16 protein-coding genes, 1 tRNA gene and 1 pseudogene are annotated in these 21,274 nt (G+C 41.8%); 13 read left to right on the top strand and 5 right to left on the bottom strand.

Translation table 11 applies throughout. The features are described 5' to 3' along the window. Positions 1-16: 16 nt before the first annotated feature. The 3 genes from HG267_RS32305 to HG267_RS32295 form a co-directional block, all read right to left on the bottom strand. A complete protein-coding gene (locus tag HG267_RS32305) occupies positions 17-802 on the bottom strand; it encodes an MOSC domain-containing protein (protein ID WP_045873192.1) in 786 nt (261 codons plus the stop codon). Between the two features lie 133 nt (positions 803-935). Then, entirely contained in the window at positions 936-1,889 is a 954-nt protein-coding gene (locus HG267_RS32300) for a heme o synthase (protein WP_045873193.1), read from the bottom strand. Positions 1,890-2,332: 443 nt separating this feature from the next. Then, positions 2,333-3,295 (bottom strand): COX15/CtaA family protein, encoded by a 963-nt coding sequence (locus HG267_RS32295; protein ID WP_045873194.1) that lies wholly within the window; start codon positions 3,293-3,295, stop codon positions 2,333-2,335. Positions 3,296-3,711: 416 nt separating this feature from the next. On the opposite strand from HG267_RS32295, the gene HG267_RS32290 reads away from it, so the two are divergent. From HG267_RS32290 to HG267_RS32270, 5 genes are all read left to right on the top strand, one after another. After that, a complete protein-coding gene (locus HG267_RS32290) occupies positions 3,712-4,809 on the top strand; it encodes a cytochrome c oxidase subunit II (protein ID WP_045873195.1) in 1,098 nt (365 codons plus the stop codon). A 78-nt stretch (positions 4,810-4,887) separates the two neighbouring features. Continuing rightward, positions 4,888-6,624 carry a cytochrome c oxidase subunit I gene (gene ctaD / locus HG267_RS32285; protein WP_045873196.1) on the top strand — a complete coding sequence of 579 codons (1,737 nt, stop codon included), beginning with the start codon at positions 4,888-4,890 and terminating at the stop codon, positions 6,622-6,624. A gap of 152 nt (positions 6,625-6,776) precedes the next feature. Next, positions 6,777-7,403, top strand: a complete 627-nt coding sequence (locus HG267_RS32280; protein ID WP_045873197.1) for a heme-copper oxidase subunit III — start codon at positions 6,777-6,779, stop codon at positions 7,401-7,403. Positions 7,404-8,105: 702 nt separating this feature from the next. Next, positions 8,106-9,311 (top strand): serine/threonine-protein kinase, encoded by a 1,206-nt coding sequence (locus tag HG267_RS32275; RefSeq protein ID WP_081584107.1) that lies wholly within the window; start codon positions 8,106-8,108, stop codon positions 9,309-9,311. A gap of 169 nt (positions 9,312-9,480) precedes the next feature. Further along, entirely contained in the window at positions 9,481-10,578 is a 1,098-nt protein-coding gene (locus HG267_RS32270; protein ID WP_045873198.1) for a PstS family phosphate ABC transporter substrate-binding protein, read from the top strand. 177 nt (positions 10,579-10,755) lie between these two features. Here the strand turns inward: HG267_RS32270 and HG267_RS32265 are convergent. After that, a tRNA-Thr gene (locus HG267_RS32265) sits at positions 10,756-10,827 on the bottom strand. Positions 10,828-11,205: 378 nt separating this feature from the next. Between HG267_RS32265 and argF the strand changes: the two genes are divergently transcribed. From argF to HG267_RS32225, 8 genes are all read left to right on the top strand, one after another. Further along, entirely contained in the window at positions 11,206-12,126 is a 921-nt protein-coding gene (gene argF, locus HG267_RS32260) for an ornithine carbamoyltransferase (RefSeq protein ID WP_045873199.1), read from the top strand. 580 nt (positions 12,127-12,706) lie between these two features. Continuing rightward, positions 12,707-13,312, top strand: a complete 606-nt coding sequence (lexA, locus tag HG267_RS32255) for a transcriptional repressor LexA (RefSeq protein WP_045873200.1) — start codon at positions 12,707-12,709, stop codon at positions 13,310-13,312. Positions 13,313-13,494: 182 nt separating this feature from the next. Further along, a complete protein-coding gene (locus HG267_RS32250) occupies positions 13,495-14,976 on the top strand; it encodes a DNA phosphorothioation system restriction enzyme (protein WP_045873201.1) in 1,482 nt (493 codons plus the stop codon). Between the two features lie 368 nt (positions 14,977-15,344). Beyond that, complete coding sequence (locus HG267_RS32245; RefSeq protein ID WP_167727186.1) at positions 15,345-15,518, top strand: hypothetical protein; 174 nt, start codon at positions 15,345-15,347, stop codon at positions 15,516-15,518. Further along, positions 15,515-17,587 carry an AAA family ATPase gene (locus HG267_RS32240; protein ID WP_096621751.1) on the top strand — a complete coding sequence of 691 codons (2,073 nt, stop codon included), beginning with the start codon at positions 15,515-15,517 and terminating at the stop codon, positions 17,585-17,587. Before HG267_RS32245 ends, HG267_RS32240 begins: the two co-directional genes overlap by 4 nt. Before the next feature lie 141 nt (positions 17,588-17,728). Further along, complete coding sequence (locus tag HG267_RS32235) at positions 17,729-19,618, top strand: DUF3370 family protein (protein ID WP_045873203.1); 1,890 nt, start codon at positions 17,729-17,731, stop codon at positions 19,616-19,618. 111 nt (positions 19,619-19,729) lie between these two features. Continuing rightward, the gene (locus HG267_RS32230) at positions 19,730-20,272 is read left to right on the top strand and encodes a Uma2 family endonuclease (RefSeq protein WP_045873204.1); all 543 of its coding nucleotides are present in this window, start codon (positions 19,730-19,732) and stop codon (positions 20,270-20,272) included. Positions 20,273-20,403: 131 nt separating this feature from the next. Next, entirely contained in the window at positions 20,404-20,877 is a 474-nt protein-coding gene (locus HG267_RS32225) for a DNA phosphorothioation-associated protein 4 (RefSeq protein WP_045873205.1), read from the top strand. 34 nt (positions 20,878-20,911) lie between these two features. Here the strand turns inward: HG267_RS32225 and HG267_RS32220 are convergent. After that, a pseudogene (locus HG267_RS32220) lies at positions 20,912-21,229 on the bottom strand (hypothetical protein); the annotation flags it as partial. Between the last annotated feature and the right edge of the window lie 45 nt (positions 21,230-21,274).

Here is a 21,274-nt window from a genome sequence, read left to right as displayed (position 1 = left end):
AAGAAAAATTAATTTTTCAACCTATAATTGTAACTTCATTACCAATTTGTAACATTGCTTTAAATGATGAAACAGAAGCAATAGTATTGACACTCAATTTATAAAAATGATTAAAGTGAGATATAGCTACCCAATCGGGTAAGGTTGCTTGTCGCTGTGTCACAAATATTTTTTGAAAGTTAGCATCAGCTACCCCAGAGTCAGGATTGCGTGTTGGTACTGCACAGCGTTGACAAGGCTGAATTCCCACAAAGTTAACGTTTCCTATCCGAAAAGATACTGTCGCATCACTTTGTGAACTAAATAATTGGTCTTCCCAAAAAGCTGGTACACCACCAATTTCTAGATTGGCGCGCATTCGGCGGCGCATTTGTTCTACAGTTACACCCGGAAACCAGGAAGCCACTGCCGTTAACGTTGCGGTACTAATTATCGTTGGCCCAAGACGCTCTGTATCATCAGGGAATCCTTGAACAGAATTTTGTTGTAATTTCACAGGGAACCCGAAAAAATCACTTAAAGTTGCTGCTAGCGCCTGTTTGTCTCCATCGAGATGAAATACTTGTTCTGATTGGCTTCCAGGTATTTGCAGAGATAGAGTTCTATGGGAGAGTGCAAATTTAGCTCGCAAAGAATGAATTTTGGCATGGCGTTTGCCATTAACGAAATTACCGCGCTCGTCAAAGAGGGCAAATTCACGGTCAAATTCTAGGGTACCGCTAGAGAGAACTCTAGCTTTCTCTACTTCCACACCATCAAAAGACTTAATCGGGTAGAGTAAAATTTTGGCTAAGTAGGGCATCATGGGGATTTTAGATTTTGGATTGTGTGACAAACATCCCGCCAGGAAACCAGTTCTAGGCGGGATAAACATCAATAGTTTTTGGTTTAGCGGGAAAAGGCGAAATGCAAACTAAGTGCGTTTGAGCCGATCCTTAAGCTAGAAAATGCAACTGAGCGATTACAGCATTAATCAGATGATGGGTAATGGGGAGGCTATCGACTACCATCGCTAAACACAACAGCATCATGTAAGAGATGGAATAGAGAAATAATTCTCTAGCAATTGTCCTGTCTTCTGGATTTTGCAATAAACGCCAAGCTTTGCGGATAAAGACATAGCCTAAACTAATTGCGATCGCAGCATACAAAATCCCACTAGCGTTTAAGGGATAAACCAATACTAGTGTTGTTGCGACCGTCGCCAGAGTGTAATACCAAATTTGCTTCACAGTTGCGGGATCGCCCACAACTAGAGGTAGCATCGGAATCCCGACTTTAGCGTATTCATCGCGAATCATCAAAGCTAAAGCCCAGAAGTGAGGCGGTGTCCACAGAAAGACGATCGCAAAAATTACCCAAGCCGGCCAGCCTACCGTACCTGTCACAGCCGCCCAACCTACTAACGCTGGAATTGCCCCAGCCGCACCACCAATCACAATATTGTTAGTGGTATGGCGTTTCAGCCAATGGGTATAAACTACAACATAGAAAACTATGCCAGAAAATGCTAGTAGGGCGGCTAGGAGGTTAGCAAAAACAGTCAGTAAAGTAAAAGAAATCACAGCCAGAGCGATCGCAAAAATTAAAGCGCCACGCGGCTGTACCTTACCGGAAGGCATAGGACGATGGCGTGTCCTCTCCATTTCGTAATCAATATCGCGATCGTAGATACAGTTAATTGTTTGGGCGCTAGCAGCAGCAAAAGTGCCACCAATCATAGTTACTAGCAACAACCAGATGTCTACTTGTCCCTTAGCGGCAATCCACATACTACCAGCGGTGGTAATTAAGAGCAACGGAATAATCCGGGGCTTGGTCAACTGGTAGTAGCTTTGAATTACCTGTAGAAAATTTTCGTGGTGGCGAGAGACATTAGTCTCAATCATTTTGGCTCGATTTCCTTATGTTTCAACTTATGTGCAGCCCCTGCTCATACTGAATCGCTGTTAAAAAGAACTAAGGGAAGATGAGGGAGATAAGGGAGATGAGGAGGATGAGGAGAATTACTACCTCTGTTCTTCCTGCTCCCTCATTGCCTGTACTCAGTCTGTCTCTCTGAGACTAGCGAAAACATCCACTTGTAGTGAGGTATAGGTAGAGACAAGGGTTTATTTTTGGTTCCACCACTTCTAGTTGCTAAGGTGGGGATTGGGGATTGGGGAACTCGGGGCCCCCTCTGGGGATAAGGGGTAATGGGGATTGGGGAACTCGGGGCCCCCTCTGGGGATAAGGGGTAATGGGGATTGGGGAAAGAATAAACTATAATTCCCAATTACCAATTACCTATTACCAATTACCCAATGCCCAATGCCCTATGCCCCTTATTTGGTTATAGATGCGACCCCTTTGCTGGTACAGCTACAGGGTAGGTATTGGTTTCACGACTAGCAACCCAGTCGCGTAATGCTAGGACTGTGAAAGCGACTAAAGTACCGAGTAAAGCTGCGCCTACAGCTTGGTGAGAGACGGTAAGCGGCTCAACTTGCAGGCGTAATTTGAAAGTAGCAACTCCCAAGAGAATTTGTAACATTAATAACCCACCAGCCATATTTGCCAAGCGGCGCAAAGCTGGGTGGAGTGCCGGTGTCAGCCAAGATATCAATACCACTGCTAAGGTTGCGACTGTTGGGGGTACTAAGCCAAAGATGTGGCTGTACATGACAGTACAGAGCTGGGACGTGCCCAAACATTGGTGGAACGCCCAACGAGATCCTACCAATGCGCCCAGAAGACTTTGTAGATAAACAAAAACGGCGGCAGTTAAACCCAACCACGGCAAACTACCAACATTGCCGGTTCCTTGATAAGGGGTGAGTGCCGTACCAATAACTAGGAGGGTGGTGAAAAACAACAACGCCGTTCCCAAGTGGGCAGTCACGATATCAAACCGTAATAGTTCAGTGACAGTCAGCCCTCCCAAGACTCCTTGGAAGACAATTAAAAACAAGGCGAACGTAGATGCCCAAGGCAGCCAATTGGGTAACATACGACGATACCACCAGGATAGACCGGCAAGTGCGATCGCGCTCAGACCAATCAAAGCTGCGTCCAATCTATGAAACCATTCCAAGAAGACTTGAAAATTCATTTGCTTGGCTGGCACTAATTCTCCATAGCATAAAGGCCAGTCTGGGCAAGCAAGTCCAGCGTTCATTACCCGCGTGGCACTGCCTATTGCCATCAAAATTAAGGTGGCGATGCAGATCTTCCAAACAAAACGACGAATTATTTCCTGGGGCTTTTGCTGGGGATCTGTTGCTTCATTTTGTTGTTGTAGGACAAATTCGCTCATGAACGATACCTTCTGCCCGCTCTTGGTAGAGCTATTTAAAATTATCAGTTTGTCAATCACGACCCATATAAACCCTAGCGTATACGACCAAGGTTGATAGATTAGCTTTCAGTTATACGTTTTACTTACACTTTGAATCACTCGAGCTACTTTTAGCCAAAAGCTTTAGGTATTTTTAAGTTCTGAATTTTTTGTTAATGGCAACTAATTTTACTATCTAAATTTTTTCTTAAATTTTGACCATGATTCACATCTATCCGTGGCTATATCTGATAAAACTCTTGTACTCAATATTATTTGTGTAGCTAAAAAAATTAATAAAAATTTCAGACATTGGAAGACCATAATTGATGACCTACACTACCTTAGTAAGTGGGTACCTTTGAGATAACGTAGTAAATTCATTTAAGTGAGCCGTGAAAATTCCAAGTTCGATCTGGACATTACTAATTGGCATTGTGTTAACACTTGCCAGCCTTTGGTACGGTCAAAATCACGGTCTGTTGCCAACAGAAGCCTCTGATGAAGCCGTCTTGGTTGATGGTCTGTTTAACACGATGATGGTCATCTCTACAGGTATCTTTCTCATTGTCGAAGGTGTCTTAATTTACTCTGCATTTAAATATCGTCAACGACCTGGTGACAATGAAGACGGGCCTCCTGTAGAAGGAAATGTGCCTCTAGAAATCCTCTGGACGGCGATCCCAGCAATTATAGTTATTGGTATTTCTGTTTACAGCTTTGAGGTTTATAACGAAATTGGTGGCTTCGATCCCCATGCCATCCATGATGCCCCGGTGACTCAAAATATGTCGATGAAAATGCCAGGGGCAGCAATTGCCGCAACGTTAAACGATACACAATCCAGTAACGAACCTAACCTTAATCAAGAAAAATCTGATGCGGCGATGCAAGATCCTGGCACCGCCGCAGTTCGCAACGCCGATCAAATTCCTCAAAAAGTCGATGCGCCGGGAGTCGGTAGTGTAGCTCCTACCATTGGCGAAAGTCCTGACAAAGCAGGTAAACCTCCAGAGTTGTTGGTTAATATAACGGGTCTGCAATACGCCTGGATTTTCACCTATCCAGAAACAGGCATAACTACCGGGGAAATGCATCTTCCCATCGGACGGGAAGTGAAAATCAATATGACAGCTAACGATGTCATCCATGCTTTTTGGGTGCCCGAGTTTCGCTTAAAGCAAGATGCTATTCCTGGTAGACAAACAGAACTTCGCTTCACACCTAGAACAGCAGGCGATTATGCCTTAGTTTGCGCCGAACTTTGCGGCCCCTACCACGGTGCCATGAGAGCGCCAATCGTGGTAGAAACAGCAGAAGCCTTTGACAAATGGCAAAAAGAGCAGCAAGTAGCTAGCCGCGAAACCCTCAATCAAGCTGTTGCTTATAACCCTGCAAATCTCTCCCCCGATAAATTCCTCGCTCCTTACACCAAGGACATGGGAATTAATACCGCAATAATTCATCAAGTTCACTCTGCTCACCACTCTTAGTCATTAGTCATCAGTCATTAGTCATTAGCCCTTAGACAAATGACAAAGGACAAATGACAAAGGACAAATAAATTTCCTATGACACAAGCTCAAATCCAAGAAACAGCCAATACCCCCGCCCTGGCTGAAGAACCAGGGGTCAGGCATTGGCGAGACTACTTTAGCTTTAATACTGACCACAAAGTGATCGGGATTCAATATCTAGTCACTTCGTTTATTTTTTATTGCATTGGCGGCGTGATGGCGGACTTGGTTCGCACAGAACTAAGAACTCCAGAAGTAGATTTTGTTACCCCAGAAGTCTACAACAGCCTATTTACCCTGCACGCCACAATCATGATTTTTTTGTGGATTGTACCTGCAGGGGCAGGGTTTGCTAACTTCCTCATTCCCCTGATGATTGGGGCTAAGGATATGGCATTCCCTCGGCTCAATGCTGTCGCCTTTTGGATGATCCCCCCTGCTGGCGTGTTATTAATTGCCAGTTTAGCTGTAGGCGACGCACCCGATGCCGGCTGGACTTCTTACCCACCCTTGAGCTTAGTTACAGGTCAAGTGGGTGAGGCTATCTGGATTATCAGTATCCTGCTGCTGGGTACATCATCGATTTTGGGGGCGATTAATTTCCTCGTCACCTTACTGCGGATGCGTATCCCTAGTATGGGAGTGCATCAAATGCCTTTGTTTTGCTGGGCGATGTTTGCGACATCAGCATTGGTACTGTTATCTACCCCTGTACTCGCAGCTGGTCTGATTCTGCTGTCTTTTGACTTAATTGCCGGCACAACATTTTTTAACCCAACTGGGGGCGGAGATCCGGTGGTTTACCAGCATATGTTCTGGTTTTATTCCCATCCAGCCGTTTACATCATGATTTTGCCCTTCTTTGGGGCAATTTCTGAGATCATCCCAGTTCATTCTCGCAAACCGATTTTTGGTTATAAAGCGATCGCCTATTCTTCCCTGGCGATTAGTTTTCTCGGGTTAATCGTATGGGCGCACCATATGTTTACCAGCGGTATCCCTGGTTGGCTGCGGATGTTCTTTATGATCACCACAATGATCATTGCCGTACCTACAGGGATTAAGATTTTCAGCTGGTTGGCGACGATGTGGGGCGGCAAAATTCGTCTCAACAGTCCTATGCTGTTTGCCATTGGCTTTGTCGGCACCTTTGTGATTGGCGGCATTAGTGGCGTAATGTTGGCAGCAGTACCCTTTGATATTCACGTTCACGACACTTATTTTGTCGTCGCACACCTCCACTACGTCTTATTTGGTGGTAGCGTTCTGGGAATTTTTGCAGCCATCTATCAGTGGTTCCCGAAAATGACGGGAAGGATGCTGAACGAATTTTGGGGTAAAGTTCACTTTGCCTTGACAATAGTTGGTCTGAATATGACCTTCTTACCCATGCACAAGTTGGGTTTAATGGGTATGAACCGCCGAGTTGCTCAGTATGACCCCAAATTTGCATTGCTCAATGAAATTTGCACTTATGGTTCTTATATCCTGGCAGTTTCTACAATTCCCTTCATCATCAATGCCATCTGGAGTTGGTTATACGGGCCCAAGGCAAGTAATAATCCCTGGAATGCATTAACCCTAGAGTGGATGACAACCTCACCACCAGCGATTGAGAATTTTGACAAAACCCCAGTGTTAGCAACAGGCCCCTACGACTACGGTTTGGAAAATGCTCACAAGGGCGTACCCCTCTCCGATCCCGATCCAGTCTTATCTGCTGGCGTAAACTCAGTGTTACGCGCCCAACCAGACGAACCATATCCAGGTATCACAGCAGAAAAAGAATAAATAGGGCATGGGGCATGGGGCATAGGGCATTGGGTAATAGGTAAATTGGGATTTATAGTTTATTCTTTCCCTTTTCCCCTTTCCCCTTTTCCCTTTCCCCTTTCCCCTTTCCCCTTTCCCCAATCCCTTTACACTTATCCTTTTTAATATTCATGCAAAGTCAAACTATTGACCCAGCAAAAGCTGAACTGAATCATCACCATAGCGCGGAAGCTGCACATGCGGGTCACGAAGAACATCCCGACCATCGTTTGTTTGGGCTAATTGTGTTTCTGATTGCTGAGGGCATGATTTTCATGGGGTTGTTCGGAGCTTATCTAGCTTTCCGTTCTACCTTACCTGTATGGCCGCCAGAGGGAACACCTGAATTAGAACTTTTGCTACCAGGCGTTAACACCGCTAATCTAATAGCTAGCAGTTTTGTGATGCATAATGCTGACACTGCTATCAAAAAAAATGATACCAAGGGGATGCAGACTTGGTTGGCAATTACTGCCGCAATGGGTGCAATTTTCTTGGTAGGTCAGGTTTATGAATATACCCATCTAGAATTTGGTTTAACTACCAATTTATTTGCCAGTGCCTTCTACGTCTTAACTGGGTTTCACGGTTTACACGTAACCATCGGCGTATTAGCAATTTTAGCTGTATTGTGGCGATCGCGCGTTGCCGGTCATTACACTAACGAAAAACGCTTCGGTATTGAAGCTGCGGAAATTTACTGGCATTTTGTTGATGTAATTTGGATAATTTTGTTCGGATTGTTGTACATCCTCTAAGTATTAATAAGTAGTTGTTCACTCCACGCGAATAACTACCTAACCCCCACTGGGGGTTTTTTTATGGTTAATTTCCGTCACTGGATAATCACTGAGTGTTTATAGCTGCTGGCTCCGTTGGTGTTATCTCTGTGATATCTCTAGAATTTCCGCCTTTAGAGGCGTAGATTTGACTAAGGAAATAGTAAATCAAAAAATATCCTCAATTTTCTTATTTAATGAGCATCTTGCTAATTGCATCCTCTAGTTGATATTTATCTGCGACAGTATCTGGATAGCAAGCTCATCTATATTCTGATTTATAGTATTATTTTTTACTCTGCTCTAAATCAAAGTGAAACAAGCTTTGTTTTTTTTATACATTCATAACCATATTGAATTTTAGCTAGATTGTATACTAAAGTGTGTTTACTAAGATATTTTGAGATTTCAAGACTATTAACTTTAGTCCGATATAGGTGCAACTACAGCAATAATAAAAATTCAAAGGATAAAATATTTGGTTAAAATTATATTGTGATATTAGCGCCCTTAAAATCTCTAAAAAATTATAGAATTTCGCTACTAAACTAAATATCTAGCCTGGAAAATTTTTAAATTTAAATATCAAGCAACTACGCAGGTATTCAGGCAGAATCTCAAACACAATCTAACACCAAAATTTAACTTGTCAGCTATTTTAGATAGGTTAGGATATGTCCCATGCGTCAGTACCCTCGCATTAGAAAAACAGTCAGAAATCGCTACAATCATGTGACGCACTTAAAAAGTAAATTATCTGGTGGCATTACTTATTTACTATCTGGTGATGCAGGAAATAAACAAGAGAATAGACAACAGCAACAGTATCCTCTGATTAAAAAAACACTGCGGAATCGTTTTAAGATTGTCCAACTTTTAGCTAGAGGTGGTTCGGGCGATACATACCTAGCAATTGATTTAGATTTACCGGGTAACCCATTTTGTGTTGTGAAGCATTTTTATCCTAAACATCATCATCCTGCTGTTTTACCGATAGCCAAAAACCTTTTTGATCGCGAAGCAGAAATTTTATATCAGCTAGGCAACAATCATAAGCAAATTCCTACCTTGTTGGCTCACTTTCATGAAGATGGAGATTTTTATTTAGTTCAAGAATTTATTGATGGTTATGACTTAACCCAAGAGATTATCCCTGGTAAACCTCTCAGCGAAGATGTAGTCTTAAATTTATTGAAAGATATCCTAGAAGTGTTGGACTTCGTTCACCAACACCAAATAATTCACCGGGATATTAAGCCGCAAAATATTATGCGGCGGAACTGCGATCGCAAGATTATACTCATTGATTTTGGCAGTATTAAAAAAGTAGGTAATCCGGGCAATACCCTGACTGTTTCTGTCGGTACTCCTGGCTATATGCCAACAGAACAAGCTAAAGGTAAGCCAAAACTTAGCAGCGATATTTATGCAGTAGGTATGATTGGGATTCAAGCTTTGACTGGTTTAAAACCCGAAGAATTACCAGAAGATCCCGATACTGGACAATTAATCTGGCGGCACAAAGCAAAAGTTAGTGATTGGCTAGCAGATGTTTTAGACAGAATGATTAGCGAACGCCATAACCAGCGTTACCAATCTGCAGGGGAAGCTTTGCAAGCACTGATTCCCGATATAACTCTACCAAAGTACTCAGAATTGAGTGTTCCAAATGAACATACTGATGAGGATTCTTTAGTCGTTTACCGCAAGTTTATGTTGCTGCTGGGTCTGGGTTTTGGGGTTATTACTAGTGTATTACTAATAGCTTTGATATATACATTTTTGAGTACAAGTTTATCGCCACAAAAACAACCAACTCCATCACAAACATTCATCGAAAATTTTAATAATCGTTCATCTAGTCATATAGATATGTCAGTAGGTTAGAGATATCTAACTAATACTAATTCTCCAAAATAACGCTACAAATAAACAGTAGGGTTAGGAGGAGAATTATCTGTAGTCGGAATTTTATCAACTAATAATTAAAAATGTGTTTTATACCTTGCATCTACCACCAATTGTTTCAAAATAACAAATAAACAAAATTAAAAATATGGACAACACAAACCAAAAAAAAGTTTTGATTAAGGAAGATATTAGTATCTTCCTCAAAGGTTTAATTATTGGTAAAGTCCTAACACTGATGGTGATAGGAGGATTGCTTTGGTGGTTGCTTAAGCCTGAGTTCATGGCTCGCAATAATACTGATTCATCTAATCCCAGTGTGGCTGATTCTTCTAATCAAAATTTACAGCCCACCTCGAATGCTGTATCCACCTTTGGGTCACTTACGGATGTGCCCAATGATTCATTCAACTATGGTGGTAGCACTGCTTGGGCACCGATTAGACAAGTTGTAGATTCTCAAATCCTCAGCGCGCGCCCTGAACTAAAATTGCGCTACTTAGACCCTGTAGATGGTAGCCCTGGTTCTAGTTCCGGTATCCGAATGTTGTTGGATGGAAAATTGGACTTTGCTCAGTCTTCTCGCCCCCTCACAGATGCAGAAAAAGCCATTGCCAAAGAGAGAGGTTTCACCCTTGAGCAACGTCAGGTGGGTATTGATGGGATAGCGGTAGTAGTTAATCCATCGTTGAACTTGCCAGGTTTAACAGTTGACCAATTGCAGCAGATATATGAGGGAAAATTAACTAACTGGAATCAGGTAGGAGGGCCTAATCTACCCATCACAGCTTTTTCTCAACAACCAGAGAATGCAGACACAAGCATCTTCTCTAGTAATGGTGAGTCAACAAAACAAGCACTGGGTTCTAATGTCAAATATGTCTACTCCACTACAGATGCAGTACGTCAACTCAGCAAAACTCCTGGTGGAATATATTATGCTTCTGCCCGTGCTGTTGTACCTCAATGTAGTGTGAAACCTTTATTATTAGGCCGGACTGCTACTGATTTCGTTTCCCCTTACCGTCAACCTTTTGTATCACCCGAACAATGTCCGCGCCAACGCAATCAGGTGAATACGGAAGCTATTAAGAACGGTAGCTATCCCATAACCTCTAAGTTGTTTGTGATTATTAAACAAAACAAAGGTCAAGCACAACAGGCTGGCAATGCTTATGCCAATCTTGTACTTACCGACCAAGGACAACAGGCGATTGAGCAAGCTGGGTTTGTTAGAGTTCGTTAGTTAATACTTGAATAGACTGCTGGCGAAATTTGATGAGGTTATCTTGTTTCGCCAGTGGTGAAATGCGATCGCACTACTTCTCTACAAAAGATGATATAGTTTCAACGACATTAATTTGTCTTCAAAGACAACAATTTGTCAACGCAGACAAATAAAGTGTTAATCGACATTTACACAAGCCAGCAGTCGGATTTGAACCGACGACCTTCCGATTACAAGTCGGATGCACTACCACTGTGCTATGCTGGCGGGCTGAGGTATTGCTCATAAGCACTAACCGATTTCTAATCATAGCATAAGTAAAAGATTTGTCAAGGAATACAATTAAAAAATTTTTTGAACCTACAAGAGGCAGGGAAAATCTGAGGAATTTATTCGATGCAACCTCTGTATTTTGCCAAGTTTTCACATTCGAGAGCGGTTTGCAAGTGTGACATTTGTAGGACAACTAACAAAAATCAAGCATATTAATCATCCATAAAGTTGATAAATTAATAGTCATAGCAAAAGCTAACTTTAATCCTGGGCTAGACACAAAAACATCTGGTAGAGTTTTAAGGCGATACTTTTTTGGTAGGACTGGCTAAAGGAACACAAAGACATCATTATTATTTACAGATCACAAGCATGGCAGCGTTGAACGGACGAGATTTATTAAGTCTGGCGGATCTGAGTTCTACAGAACTTCAGGAACTCCTACAATTAGCAACTCAACTCAAGTCAAAACAGCTAAAGCTACACAGTAATAAAGTCTTGGGATTATTGTTCTCCAAAGCTTCAACTCGCACACGCGTGAGTTTTACTGTGGCTATGTACCAACTAGGTGGACAGGTAATTGATCTCAACCCAAATGTTACTCAAGTGAGTCGTGGGGAACCCGTGCAAGATACAGCTAGGGTGTTGGATAGATATCTGGATGTGTTGGCAATTCGTACGTTCGCTCAACAAGAGTTGGAAACTTTTGCTAACTATGCCAAGATTCCTGTAATTAATGCGCTGACTGATGCAGAACATCCTTGTCAGGTATTAGCAGATTTAATGACAATTCAAGAGTGCTTTGGTACCCTCAAAGGGTTAACTTTAACCTACGTAGGTGATGGCAATAATGTCGCTAACTCTTTAATGTTGGGTTGTGCTTTGGCAGGAATGAATGTCAGAATTGCGACACCTCAAGGCTATGAGCCAGATAATAAAATTGTAGAACAGGCAAGAGCGATCGCTAATAATCAAACTGAAGTTCTCCTGACTAACGATCCAGAAATTGCTGCTAAGGGGGCCGCTGTTCTCTACACTGATGTTTGGGCAAGTATGGGTCAAGAATCAGAAGCAGACGATCGCTTCCCAATCTTCCAAGATTACCAAATTTCCGAGCAGTTATTGAGTCTGGCTGACCGCGAAGCTATTGTTTTACACTGCCTACCAGCCCATCGTGGTGAAGAAATTACCGAAGCTGTCATTGAAGGTTCGCAATCACGGGTTTGGGATCAGGCCGAAAATCGAATGCACGCCCAAAAAGCTTTATTAGCTAGTATTTTAGGAGCAGAGTAAGGAGAGGATAGAAATTTTTCGGTTGAGCAGGGGGAGAAAGAGTTATTGTCTACTTTTAAGTAGGGCGGTGCAACTAAAGATAACTGGCTAGGGCTGTCATTTGTCCTTTGTCATTGGTAAAGGTTTCAAAGCTATTTACATTCTGTAACATAGTTTGGTTTATTTCCACCGACTTACTTAACCCCTAGTTTTTTAGCATAGAGTTTTCTGCTTAAATCTCATACTCTTCCCTGTTTGCTTTTGAGGAACCTATTTTTCAACCTGGATGAGGTTTAAATGTATTTTTCATCCTCAAGCAAGTCATAAAAAAACGACCTCATCCTTTATTTCCTGCAATTATTGTTCGCTATATAGCATTTCTATTTCATTTGTGAAACCAAAAGTACATTTGTACCTACTTTCTTCCTAATTTTTACCTTAACCAGTAATTTCACAACTCATAGAGAATCCCTATATTTACAAATCAATTCCAAAATTAAATCGGATTGCCATATATTCTTTTTAGTTTTATCTTGCTTATATGGGATTTTATGTAGTACTAATGTTCTAGGGACATTTGTAATTACTTCCCAACAAAATTATGGAACGTTTAACCGAAGCTCAACAAGAACTTTATGAATGGCTGGCAGAATACATCCGAACGCATCAGCATTCGCCTTCAATTCGGCAAATGATGCAAGCGATGAATTTGAAGTCACCAGCACCAATTCAAAGCCGTTTAGAACATTTACGCACTAAAGGGTATATTGAATGGACTGAAGGGAAAGCGCGCACAATTCGGATTTTACGTCCTGTAGCAACAGGTGTACCAATTTTAGGTACTATTGCTGCTGGAGGTTTAATAGAACCTTTCACAGATGCTGTCGAACATTTAGATATTAATAATTTTTCCTTACCTCCCCAAAGTTATGCTTTGCGGGTAGCTGGCGACAGCATGATTGAAGATTTAATTGCTGATGGTGATTTAGTATTTTTGCGTCCAGTACCAGAACCAAATCAACTGAAAAATGGCACGATTGTTGCTGCCAGAGTTGAAGGACATGGTACTACATTAAAGCGTTTTTATCGCAGTGGCGATCGCGTGACTCTCAAACCTGCAAATGCTAAATACCAACCGATTGAAGTTCCGGCGATGAATGTACAAGTGCAAGGTTCTTTAGTCGCCGTTTGGCGTGATTATAACTAGAAATTAGGGCATAGGGGATGGGGCATGGGGCATGGGAGGTATGAGGGAGACAAGGTGAGACAGCGCTGCAGGAGGGTTTCCCTCCGTAGGCGACTGCGAACCCGAAGGGGGACAAGGGGAGAAATTACCAATTACCAATGTCTAATTCCCAATGACAAATGACAAATGACAAATGACAAATTATGTACCTGACGCTAAATAGAGTGCAGCAACTGCCCGGTTTTCGCTTACGATTGCCATTGTTAAGGGAAAATCAGGGCAGTTATCAAACTCAAAAATCATTACCAGGATGCCCAAAAATGCCGCAATCTTTACAATTGCGGCAATATCAGCGCCAAGCTATGACAAGCTGGTTTGCTAATAATGGCAGAGGTACGCTGAAAATGGCTACTGGTAGTGGTAAGACTATCACGGCATTGGCGATCACTTGTGAATTATATCAGCAGATTAATTTACAAGTTTTGGTGGTGGTTTGTCCCTATCGTCATCTTGTCACCCAATGGGCACGAGAATGCGAAAAATTTAACTTGCAGCCGATTTTAGCATTCCTTGATGTCCGCAATTGGCAAAGTCAACTCTCTACCCAAATCTATAATCTGCGTTCTGGTTCCCAAAGATTTGTCACGGTGATTACTACCAACTCCACTTTAATTGGCGATGGTTTTCAGTCACAGGTGAAATATTTCCCCGATAGAACTTTAATTATTGGCGATGAAGCCCATAATTTAGGCGCACCAAAGTTAGAGGAAAGTCTACCACGTCGCATTGGACTAAGGCTGGCATTGTCTGCCACCCCCGAAAGGTACTTTGATGATGATGGTACCCAATCTTTGTTTGATTATTTCGGCCCTGTGCTGCAACCAGAGTTTACCTTGAGAGATGCGATCGCTCAAGGTGCTTTGGTACATTATCTGTATTACCCGATTTTGGTAGAATTAACAGAAGCCGAAAGTATTGCCTATTTAAAATTAACTCGCAGAATTGGGCGTTCATTACTATATCGGGAAAGAGAAAATGGCACAGTCGGGGATTTTGAAGATAACGAAGATTTAAAACCATTGTTAATGCAACGCGCCAGATTAATTGGTGCAGCAGAAAACAAGTTAACGGCTTTGCGGGAATTAATGGCAACTCGCAAAGATACTACTCATACCCTATTTTATTGCAGTGATGGTTCGCAAGAGGCTGGACAACGTTCATCTTTGCGTCAACTGAAAGCCGTTGCCAAAATTCTCGGCGTAGAATTGGGGTACAAAGTTAGTACTTATACTGCTCAAACTTCCTTACCAGAAAGAGAAGTTTTACGCCGTCAATTTGAAAGCGGAGAATTGCAAGGTTTAGTCGCCATTCGCTGTTTAGATGAGGGTGTCGATATTCCTGCAATTCAAACTGCCGTAATTTTATCAAGTTCTGGTAATCCTCGGCAGTTTATCCAACGGCGCGGGCGCGTTTTACGTCCCCATCCCGGCAAAGAACGCGCCATTATTTACGACATGATTGTTCTGCCGCCAGATTTAGAAAGGGAAGCTATAGAAGTAGAACGAAATTTGTTAAAAAAAGAATTGCGGCGCTTTGTAGAGTTTGCCGATTTAGCTGACAACGCCGGCGAAGCGAGAATGAAGTTACTTGCTTTACAAAAACGGTATGGTTTATTAGATATATGAACCGCCGATGGACGCAGATAAACGCTGATTATTTATCTGTGTTCATCGGCGTTTATCTGCAGTTTTTTATTGCTTTTTGTAAAAATTTTGGTAATAGTGAAGAATGAGGTTCAGAGGTATGGGATAATCAAATTATCTTCTTTATAATGGGATGTTAACAAAATTTTTAAAGCTACAAATATTCCATTATATTATATACTCCCAGTATATCAGCAAAGCACTTTTAAATAAAGCCCTTTATACTAAAAATTTTCTTATTTACACCGCCAATTTGTGAAAAATTAAAGATAAGACAAAGGGTAGAGCAGAAGATGCGATCGCACTCGAAGATACAGGTAAAATAAAAAAACAATTATCTACCATCCGCAATGTCACCAGAGCAAAATATCGATGATGTGCAGGAGCCAATTACCAGCGCCCCGCCGGAAGTACGGCAGATTATTGAGCGGGTATGGAAGCTGGAAAAAGGCAGACTAGATAAGAGAATTAACAGCCACATTAACGATGAAATTTTGGTGATTATCAAAGAAGAGGTGCGATGAAGCTGACTTCAATTAAGCTGTGCAATTTTCGCTCCTTTTATAGTACAACACCAGAGATAGTACTTTCCGGGGGAGATGTTCTCAACACTACGATTATTCATGGCAATAATGGCTCTGGAAAAACCAGTTTACTCAATGCCTTCACCTGGGTATTATATGAGAAGTTTAGCGCAGCATTTGCATCGGTAGAACAGCTAGTTAATAAAAGAGCGATCGCCGAAGCTAAACCAAAGCAAGCTATTGAATGTTGGGTAGAAATTGGTTGGGAACATGAAGGTAAGCGCTACCGTGTAAAACGTTCCAGTCGGGTTTATAAAAACGAGAGTGATTTTGAAGCTGGGAAAACTCAATTAACCATGTGGGTAGGTGGCGATGATGGTAAATGGTATTTCCCACCCCAGCAACCAGAAGATATCATCAATCAAATTTTACCTGCGAGTTTGCATCAATATTTTTTCTTTGATGGTGAAAGAATTGAAGAAATCGTCCGTTCTGATAAAAAAGCAGAAATCGCCGAAGCGACGAAAATATTTTTGGGGGTAGAGGTAATTAACCGTTCAATTAAACATTTGAGTGAAGCGAAAAAAAGTTTAGAGAATGATTTAAAAGCGATTGGCGATTCGGAAATCAAACAGCTTTTGCGCCAGCAAGAAAAAATAGAACGGGAAATTGAGACTATTAGTAATAAGCAAACAGAAATCCAACAAGAGTTAGAATATCAACAAACTTTAAAAAAAGAAACGAGTAACCGCTTACGGGAACTGAGTGCGGCGAAGGAACTACAGGAACGCTGTCAAAATTTAGAAGCGCAGAACCAAGCATATAAAGAAGAATATAAGAAAACCCGTGAAGCCCTGAAAAAAATTATTTCCGCACGAGGTTATATAGTTCTCCTAGCTGAAACTACCGCCCAGTTTAGGCAGACTATGTATGATTGGAAGCAGCGCGGTGAATTAACGGCGGGAATTTCGCGGGAGTTTATCAACGAGTTACTTAATTCGCAACGTTGTATTTGTGGTACAGATTTAAATGTTGGTAGCCATCCCCATACAAATGTGACTCTCTGGTTAAATCAAGCGGGTTCTTCTGCTGTGGAAGAAATGGCTTTTCGGATGAGCGCCCAAGTTGATGAAATTGATAAGCAAGCAACCGCATTTTGGGAAGAAGTTGACAGAGAACAAGGGAGAATTAATCAATTAAGACAAAATATCTCGCAAATTGAAAGCGAATTAGATAACATTCAAGACAGATTGCGTAAAGATGCTAACGAAGAGATTAGTAGTTTGCAGAAACGCTTAGACGGAATCGAAAATAAAATAGATGAGTTAAACCGAGAACAAGGCGCTAACCAACAACAAATTGCCCACTTCACCACCGAAATCGAAGCTTTCGGTAAACAAATCGCCAAGCAAAAGCTAAACGAAGAACGTCAAGCATTAGCACAGCGACGAATTAAGGCTACCCAAGATGCAATTGAACGGTTAACAGAAGTAAGAAACCGTCAAGAAAAGCAATTTCGTCTGCAATTAGAAAAGCGAGTCCAGGAAATATTCGCAGAAATATCTTTCACTCCTTATATTCCCAAAATTAGCGATAAATATGAACTGACGCTAGTAGAAAATACCGCCGGAATAGAAGCACCAGTTGCAGCTTCCACTGGCGAAAATCAAATTCTCAGTTTATCTTTTATCGCCAGTATTATTGATAGAGTCCGGGAATGGAGCGAAAAGCGGAAAATGCTGATGTTACCAGAAAGCAGCACCTTCCCCATTGTCATGGATTCACCTTTTGGTAGTTTAGATGAAATTTCTAGAAGACATATTGCTCAAACAATTCCCAAGTTAGCAAATCAGTTAATTGTGTTGGTGACGAAAACTCAATGGCGGGGTGAAGTGGAAGAGGAAATGGCAGATAGAATTGGCAGGGAATATGTGCTGACTTACTTTTCTTCTAAGCCAGATTGCGAACAAGATTATATTGAATTGGGTGGGGAAAGATATCCTTTGGTAAGGCAAAGTCCTAATGAATTTGAGTATACAGAGGTTGTAGAGGTGAAGCGAGATTGGTGATGAAGAGAAACAAACCGCAAAGTACGCTAAGGAAAGAGGTAAAAGAGAGAATATCAAGATTTTTATCTCTACTTCTCTGTGCTTCAGGGGTTCGTTATCCTTGTATGCTTTAATAGCCTAAGTTTATACTAACTACTATTAATGCTTCTACCATTAATACTCGCCTCGCTTTTCACTTTACCCAACTCCATCACTCTCGCCTTTTCTGATACACAAAAACATTGGGCTAATAATTGCATTCAAGAACTAGGAGCAAGAAAATTAATTACAGGCTATCCGGATGGCAGCTTTCGCCCAGAAGCAACAGTTACACGCGCTGAAGCCGCAGTCTTAATGTTGAATGCTTTCCCCGATGCACCAATCAAACGCAGTGCGACTACATTTAAAGATGTACCTGCGAATTATTGGGCAAACAAAGCAATTACTACTGCTTACCAAAAAGGCTTTTTCTCTGGTTATCCTGGGGGAATTTTTCAACCTAACCAAGCAATTCCCCGCGCCCAAATTATCGGTGTTGTGGCTGGGGGTAAAAATTATAGTCCTGTATCTAACCCAGCCCAGACATTACAACAATATTTTGAGGATGCAGCACAAATTCCTAACTATGCCCAAAGTGCGATCGCATCCGCTACAATCAACAGTATTGTCGTCAACTATCCCCAAGTTAAACAGCTAAAACCCCAGCAAAGCGCCACCAGAGGAGAAGTTGCAGCTTTGATGTGTCGGGCGTTAAATATCTACACCGTACCCCCACAATATATTGCTGGTGTGGAAATACAACCGCAAGAAGTCCGCCCTTTACCCGGAAAACTCGATACTATCCCTACGTTTAATAGTAATAGTCCAGAATTAGTCACTACTGAAGGAATTTTACTTTCTACCTTCCCCCCAGATAGCAAACAAGCTCCAGAAGCACACCTTAATTATCCCTTCTCGGGGAGATTTGATGTATTTGCCCATCATATCGTCAGGGCGGAAACACCAGCCCAAAACCGCACTGTTTACCAAGGAATTATTGTCCACAATCCAGGGAATCAACCTGTCACACTGCAAGTATTACACGCCGCCAGCTACCTTTCTACTGAAGCACCGTTTATTGCTTTACCAGATATGGTAGATAATTCCCAAAGTACAGTTTACGCTGGCCCTGGTAGCAGGACAATGAATGATGTACTACGGGGAATTCGACAGAGTAATTTTCCCGAAAAGCTGGTGATTGAACCAGGAAAAACCCAAATATTAGCGAATTTACCCATACCTGTACAAGCTCCCTCTTCTAATGGTCGCACAACAATGATGCGATTAGCGAGCGATCGCCCAATTTATCTGGCAAACTTAGCCAAAAATAGCCCTACGCCTCCCACTGTCGCTGAATGGCAAAGGCTGTTAGATACAGGCAGTTTAGCAGGAAAACGCGACCCCATTCCCACCCCTCTCGATCCGCCTAGAGAACCTACGGTATTTAGCCGCGTTGCTGGTGTCTCTCAAGGGACGCAATGGCAAGCTAATCTGACAGATAATGCTAATGTGTCCGAGTTAACGATACCCCAACCCGGAAAAGCTTTTGCTTATCCTTTAGGCACTGTGCATTTAATCACTCTTAGCACAGGACAAATACAGAGTGCGCCAATGCTAAAACGCTATCCTGATACAGCATATTTTGCTCACAGTAACTATGGTGTAGAGTACAATCTGACTTTACCGTTACGTAATAGTAGTAATCAAAGCCAGATAGTTACCGTATCAATGCATACACCTTTAAAAGATGAAGGGGGAACCGATAGACTACTATTTTTAAAGCCAAGGGTGGAACAGATATTTTTTCGCGGTACTGTGAGGGTGCGTTACACCGATGATAATGGCGAGGAAAAGACGCGCTATGTACATTTAGTACAACGTCGGGGACAAATGGGTGAACCTTTGGCGACGTTGAAAATGTTAGCGGGAGAGAAGCGACAAGTACAGATAGATTTTTTGTATCCACCCGATTCTACGCCGCCGCAGGTGGTAACGGTGAGGACGGAGAGGTAAATATCTCACGCATTCGACGAAGTCGTTCCCGCAGGGTAGGCGCAAAGACGCGAAGGTTTTTAGGTAGAGTTAAAAAAGGTGGCTTTTGAGAGGGAGCTAAGTTGCAAGTATATGTCTCCTCAAGAATATCTGGAATGGGAAGTACGTCAAGAAATTAAATACGAATACATTGATGGTGAAGTTTTCGCCATGACTGGGGTTACTCTTCCTCATAATGACATTGCTTTAAACTTGGCTTCAGCGTTAAAAAGCCACCTGCGGGGAAGTGGGTGTCGTGTAAATATAGCGGATGCAAAAGTAGCTATTTCAGAAAATGGGCCTTTTCATTATCCCGATGTTGTGGTGAGTTGCGATGAACGGGATAAACAAGCGATTCAATTTCTTCAGTATCCTTGTTTAATTGTGGAAGTTCTTTCCCCAAGTACGGAGGGTTATGATAGAGGTGCTAAATTTACGCGGTATCGCCGGATTGAGACTTTGCGAGAATATGTCCTTATTGATGCTGAAAAAATTGGTTTAGATTGTTTTCGCTTAAATGATAGAGGAATTTGGGAGTTACATCCTTATGAAGAGGGAGATGAAGTGCATTTAACCAGCGTCGATTTCCACTTTTCCATATCTTTGCTGTATGAGAACGTGCAATTTCCTACGTAGGGTTTTTTGAACCACTCCAGACGCAGAGGAAACAGAGAAGAGAAAGAGCGATCGCTTAGATGTAGACATGAAGTAGTGCAATGGCTATTTGGTTTCGGTTAAAATTGCCACAATTGTAGATATGCAAATCAATGGCTGAAACTGGTAGAATCAGGGTTGCAAAAGATAAAGCTGAGTTAGTCAAAGCTTTAACATCCTCCGACGGGGAAACAGGGCCTTTTCAAACTTTTGCTGATGTAATTGTGTTTGCAGCCGCTTTGGGTGTAAAGCATAAAAAGCGTGTTGCCTTGGGGGAGATTTCTAAAAGAGAACCTTCACCAATTCGGCTAGAATCTTTTGCTTCGGTGGGAAATGATGTGGTGATTAAATTACTAGGGATTGCTGAAACTCAGGACATTAATATTTTATCTGCTTATGAAGAAGAATATGAAACTCAACGCAATCATATTTTTGAAGAGTATGCTAATGGTGGACTAGAAATTTTACAAAATGAATTGCGTGGCGCTGTAGATTATTCTGAGCGCATTTTATTATTTCTCAGTTATGAACGCATCAATAAACAGGAACAAGAAGAAGAATTTGATTTAAGCAAATTCCTCTCTTGATTTTTAATTTCTAACACTGTTTTAATGCTAATTCTTATAAAATTGGTGGCAGTCCTACTGCTTGAGGTTCAACGAACTTACCATCAAAGCCGATAGTTTGGTTTTCGATAGTTCTAGCATCAGCTAGCGCCTTACGAAGTTCAGCAGATTCCATGTGATCCTTAATTCCACCTAAGATGTAAATTAGTAGCTTCGCTGCTAAATCTCGCCCAGCAACTTGTACGCGCTTTTTATTGGGATCGTATAAAACGCCATACCAAAGAGATTGTGGATACTCCATACCACTAAAGCCTCCTTGCTGATCAAATTTGCGTAATTTCTTAAAAATATCTGCCAGAGAAAACCCTTTTTTAACCCTGTTTTGTCACTCTGGCAGTAGTATAATAAGGTAAAAATG

This window comes from Tolypothrix sp. PCC 7601 (genome assembly GCF_025677855.1).
In the GTDB taxonomy this organism is placed as follows: Bacteria; Cyanobacteriota; Cyanobacteriia; order Cyanobacteriales; family Nostocaceae; genus Aulosira; species Aulosira diplosiphon.
The sequence above is the reverse complement of the archived record's forward strand: the minus strand, read 5'-3'. Positions and strand labels throughout refer to the sequence as shown.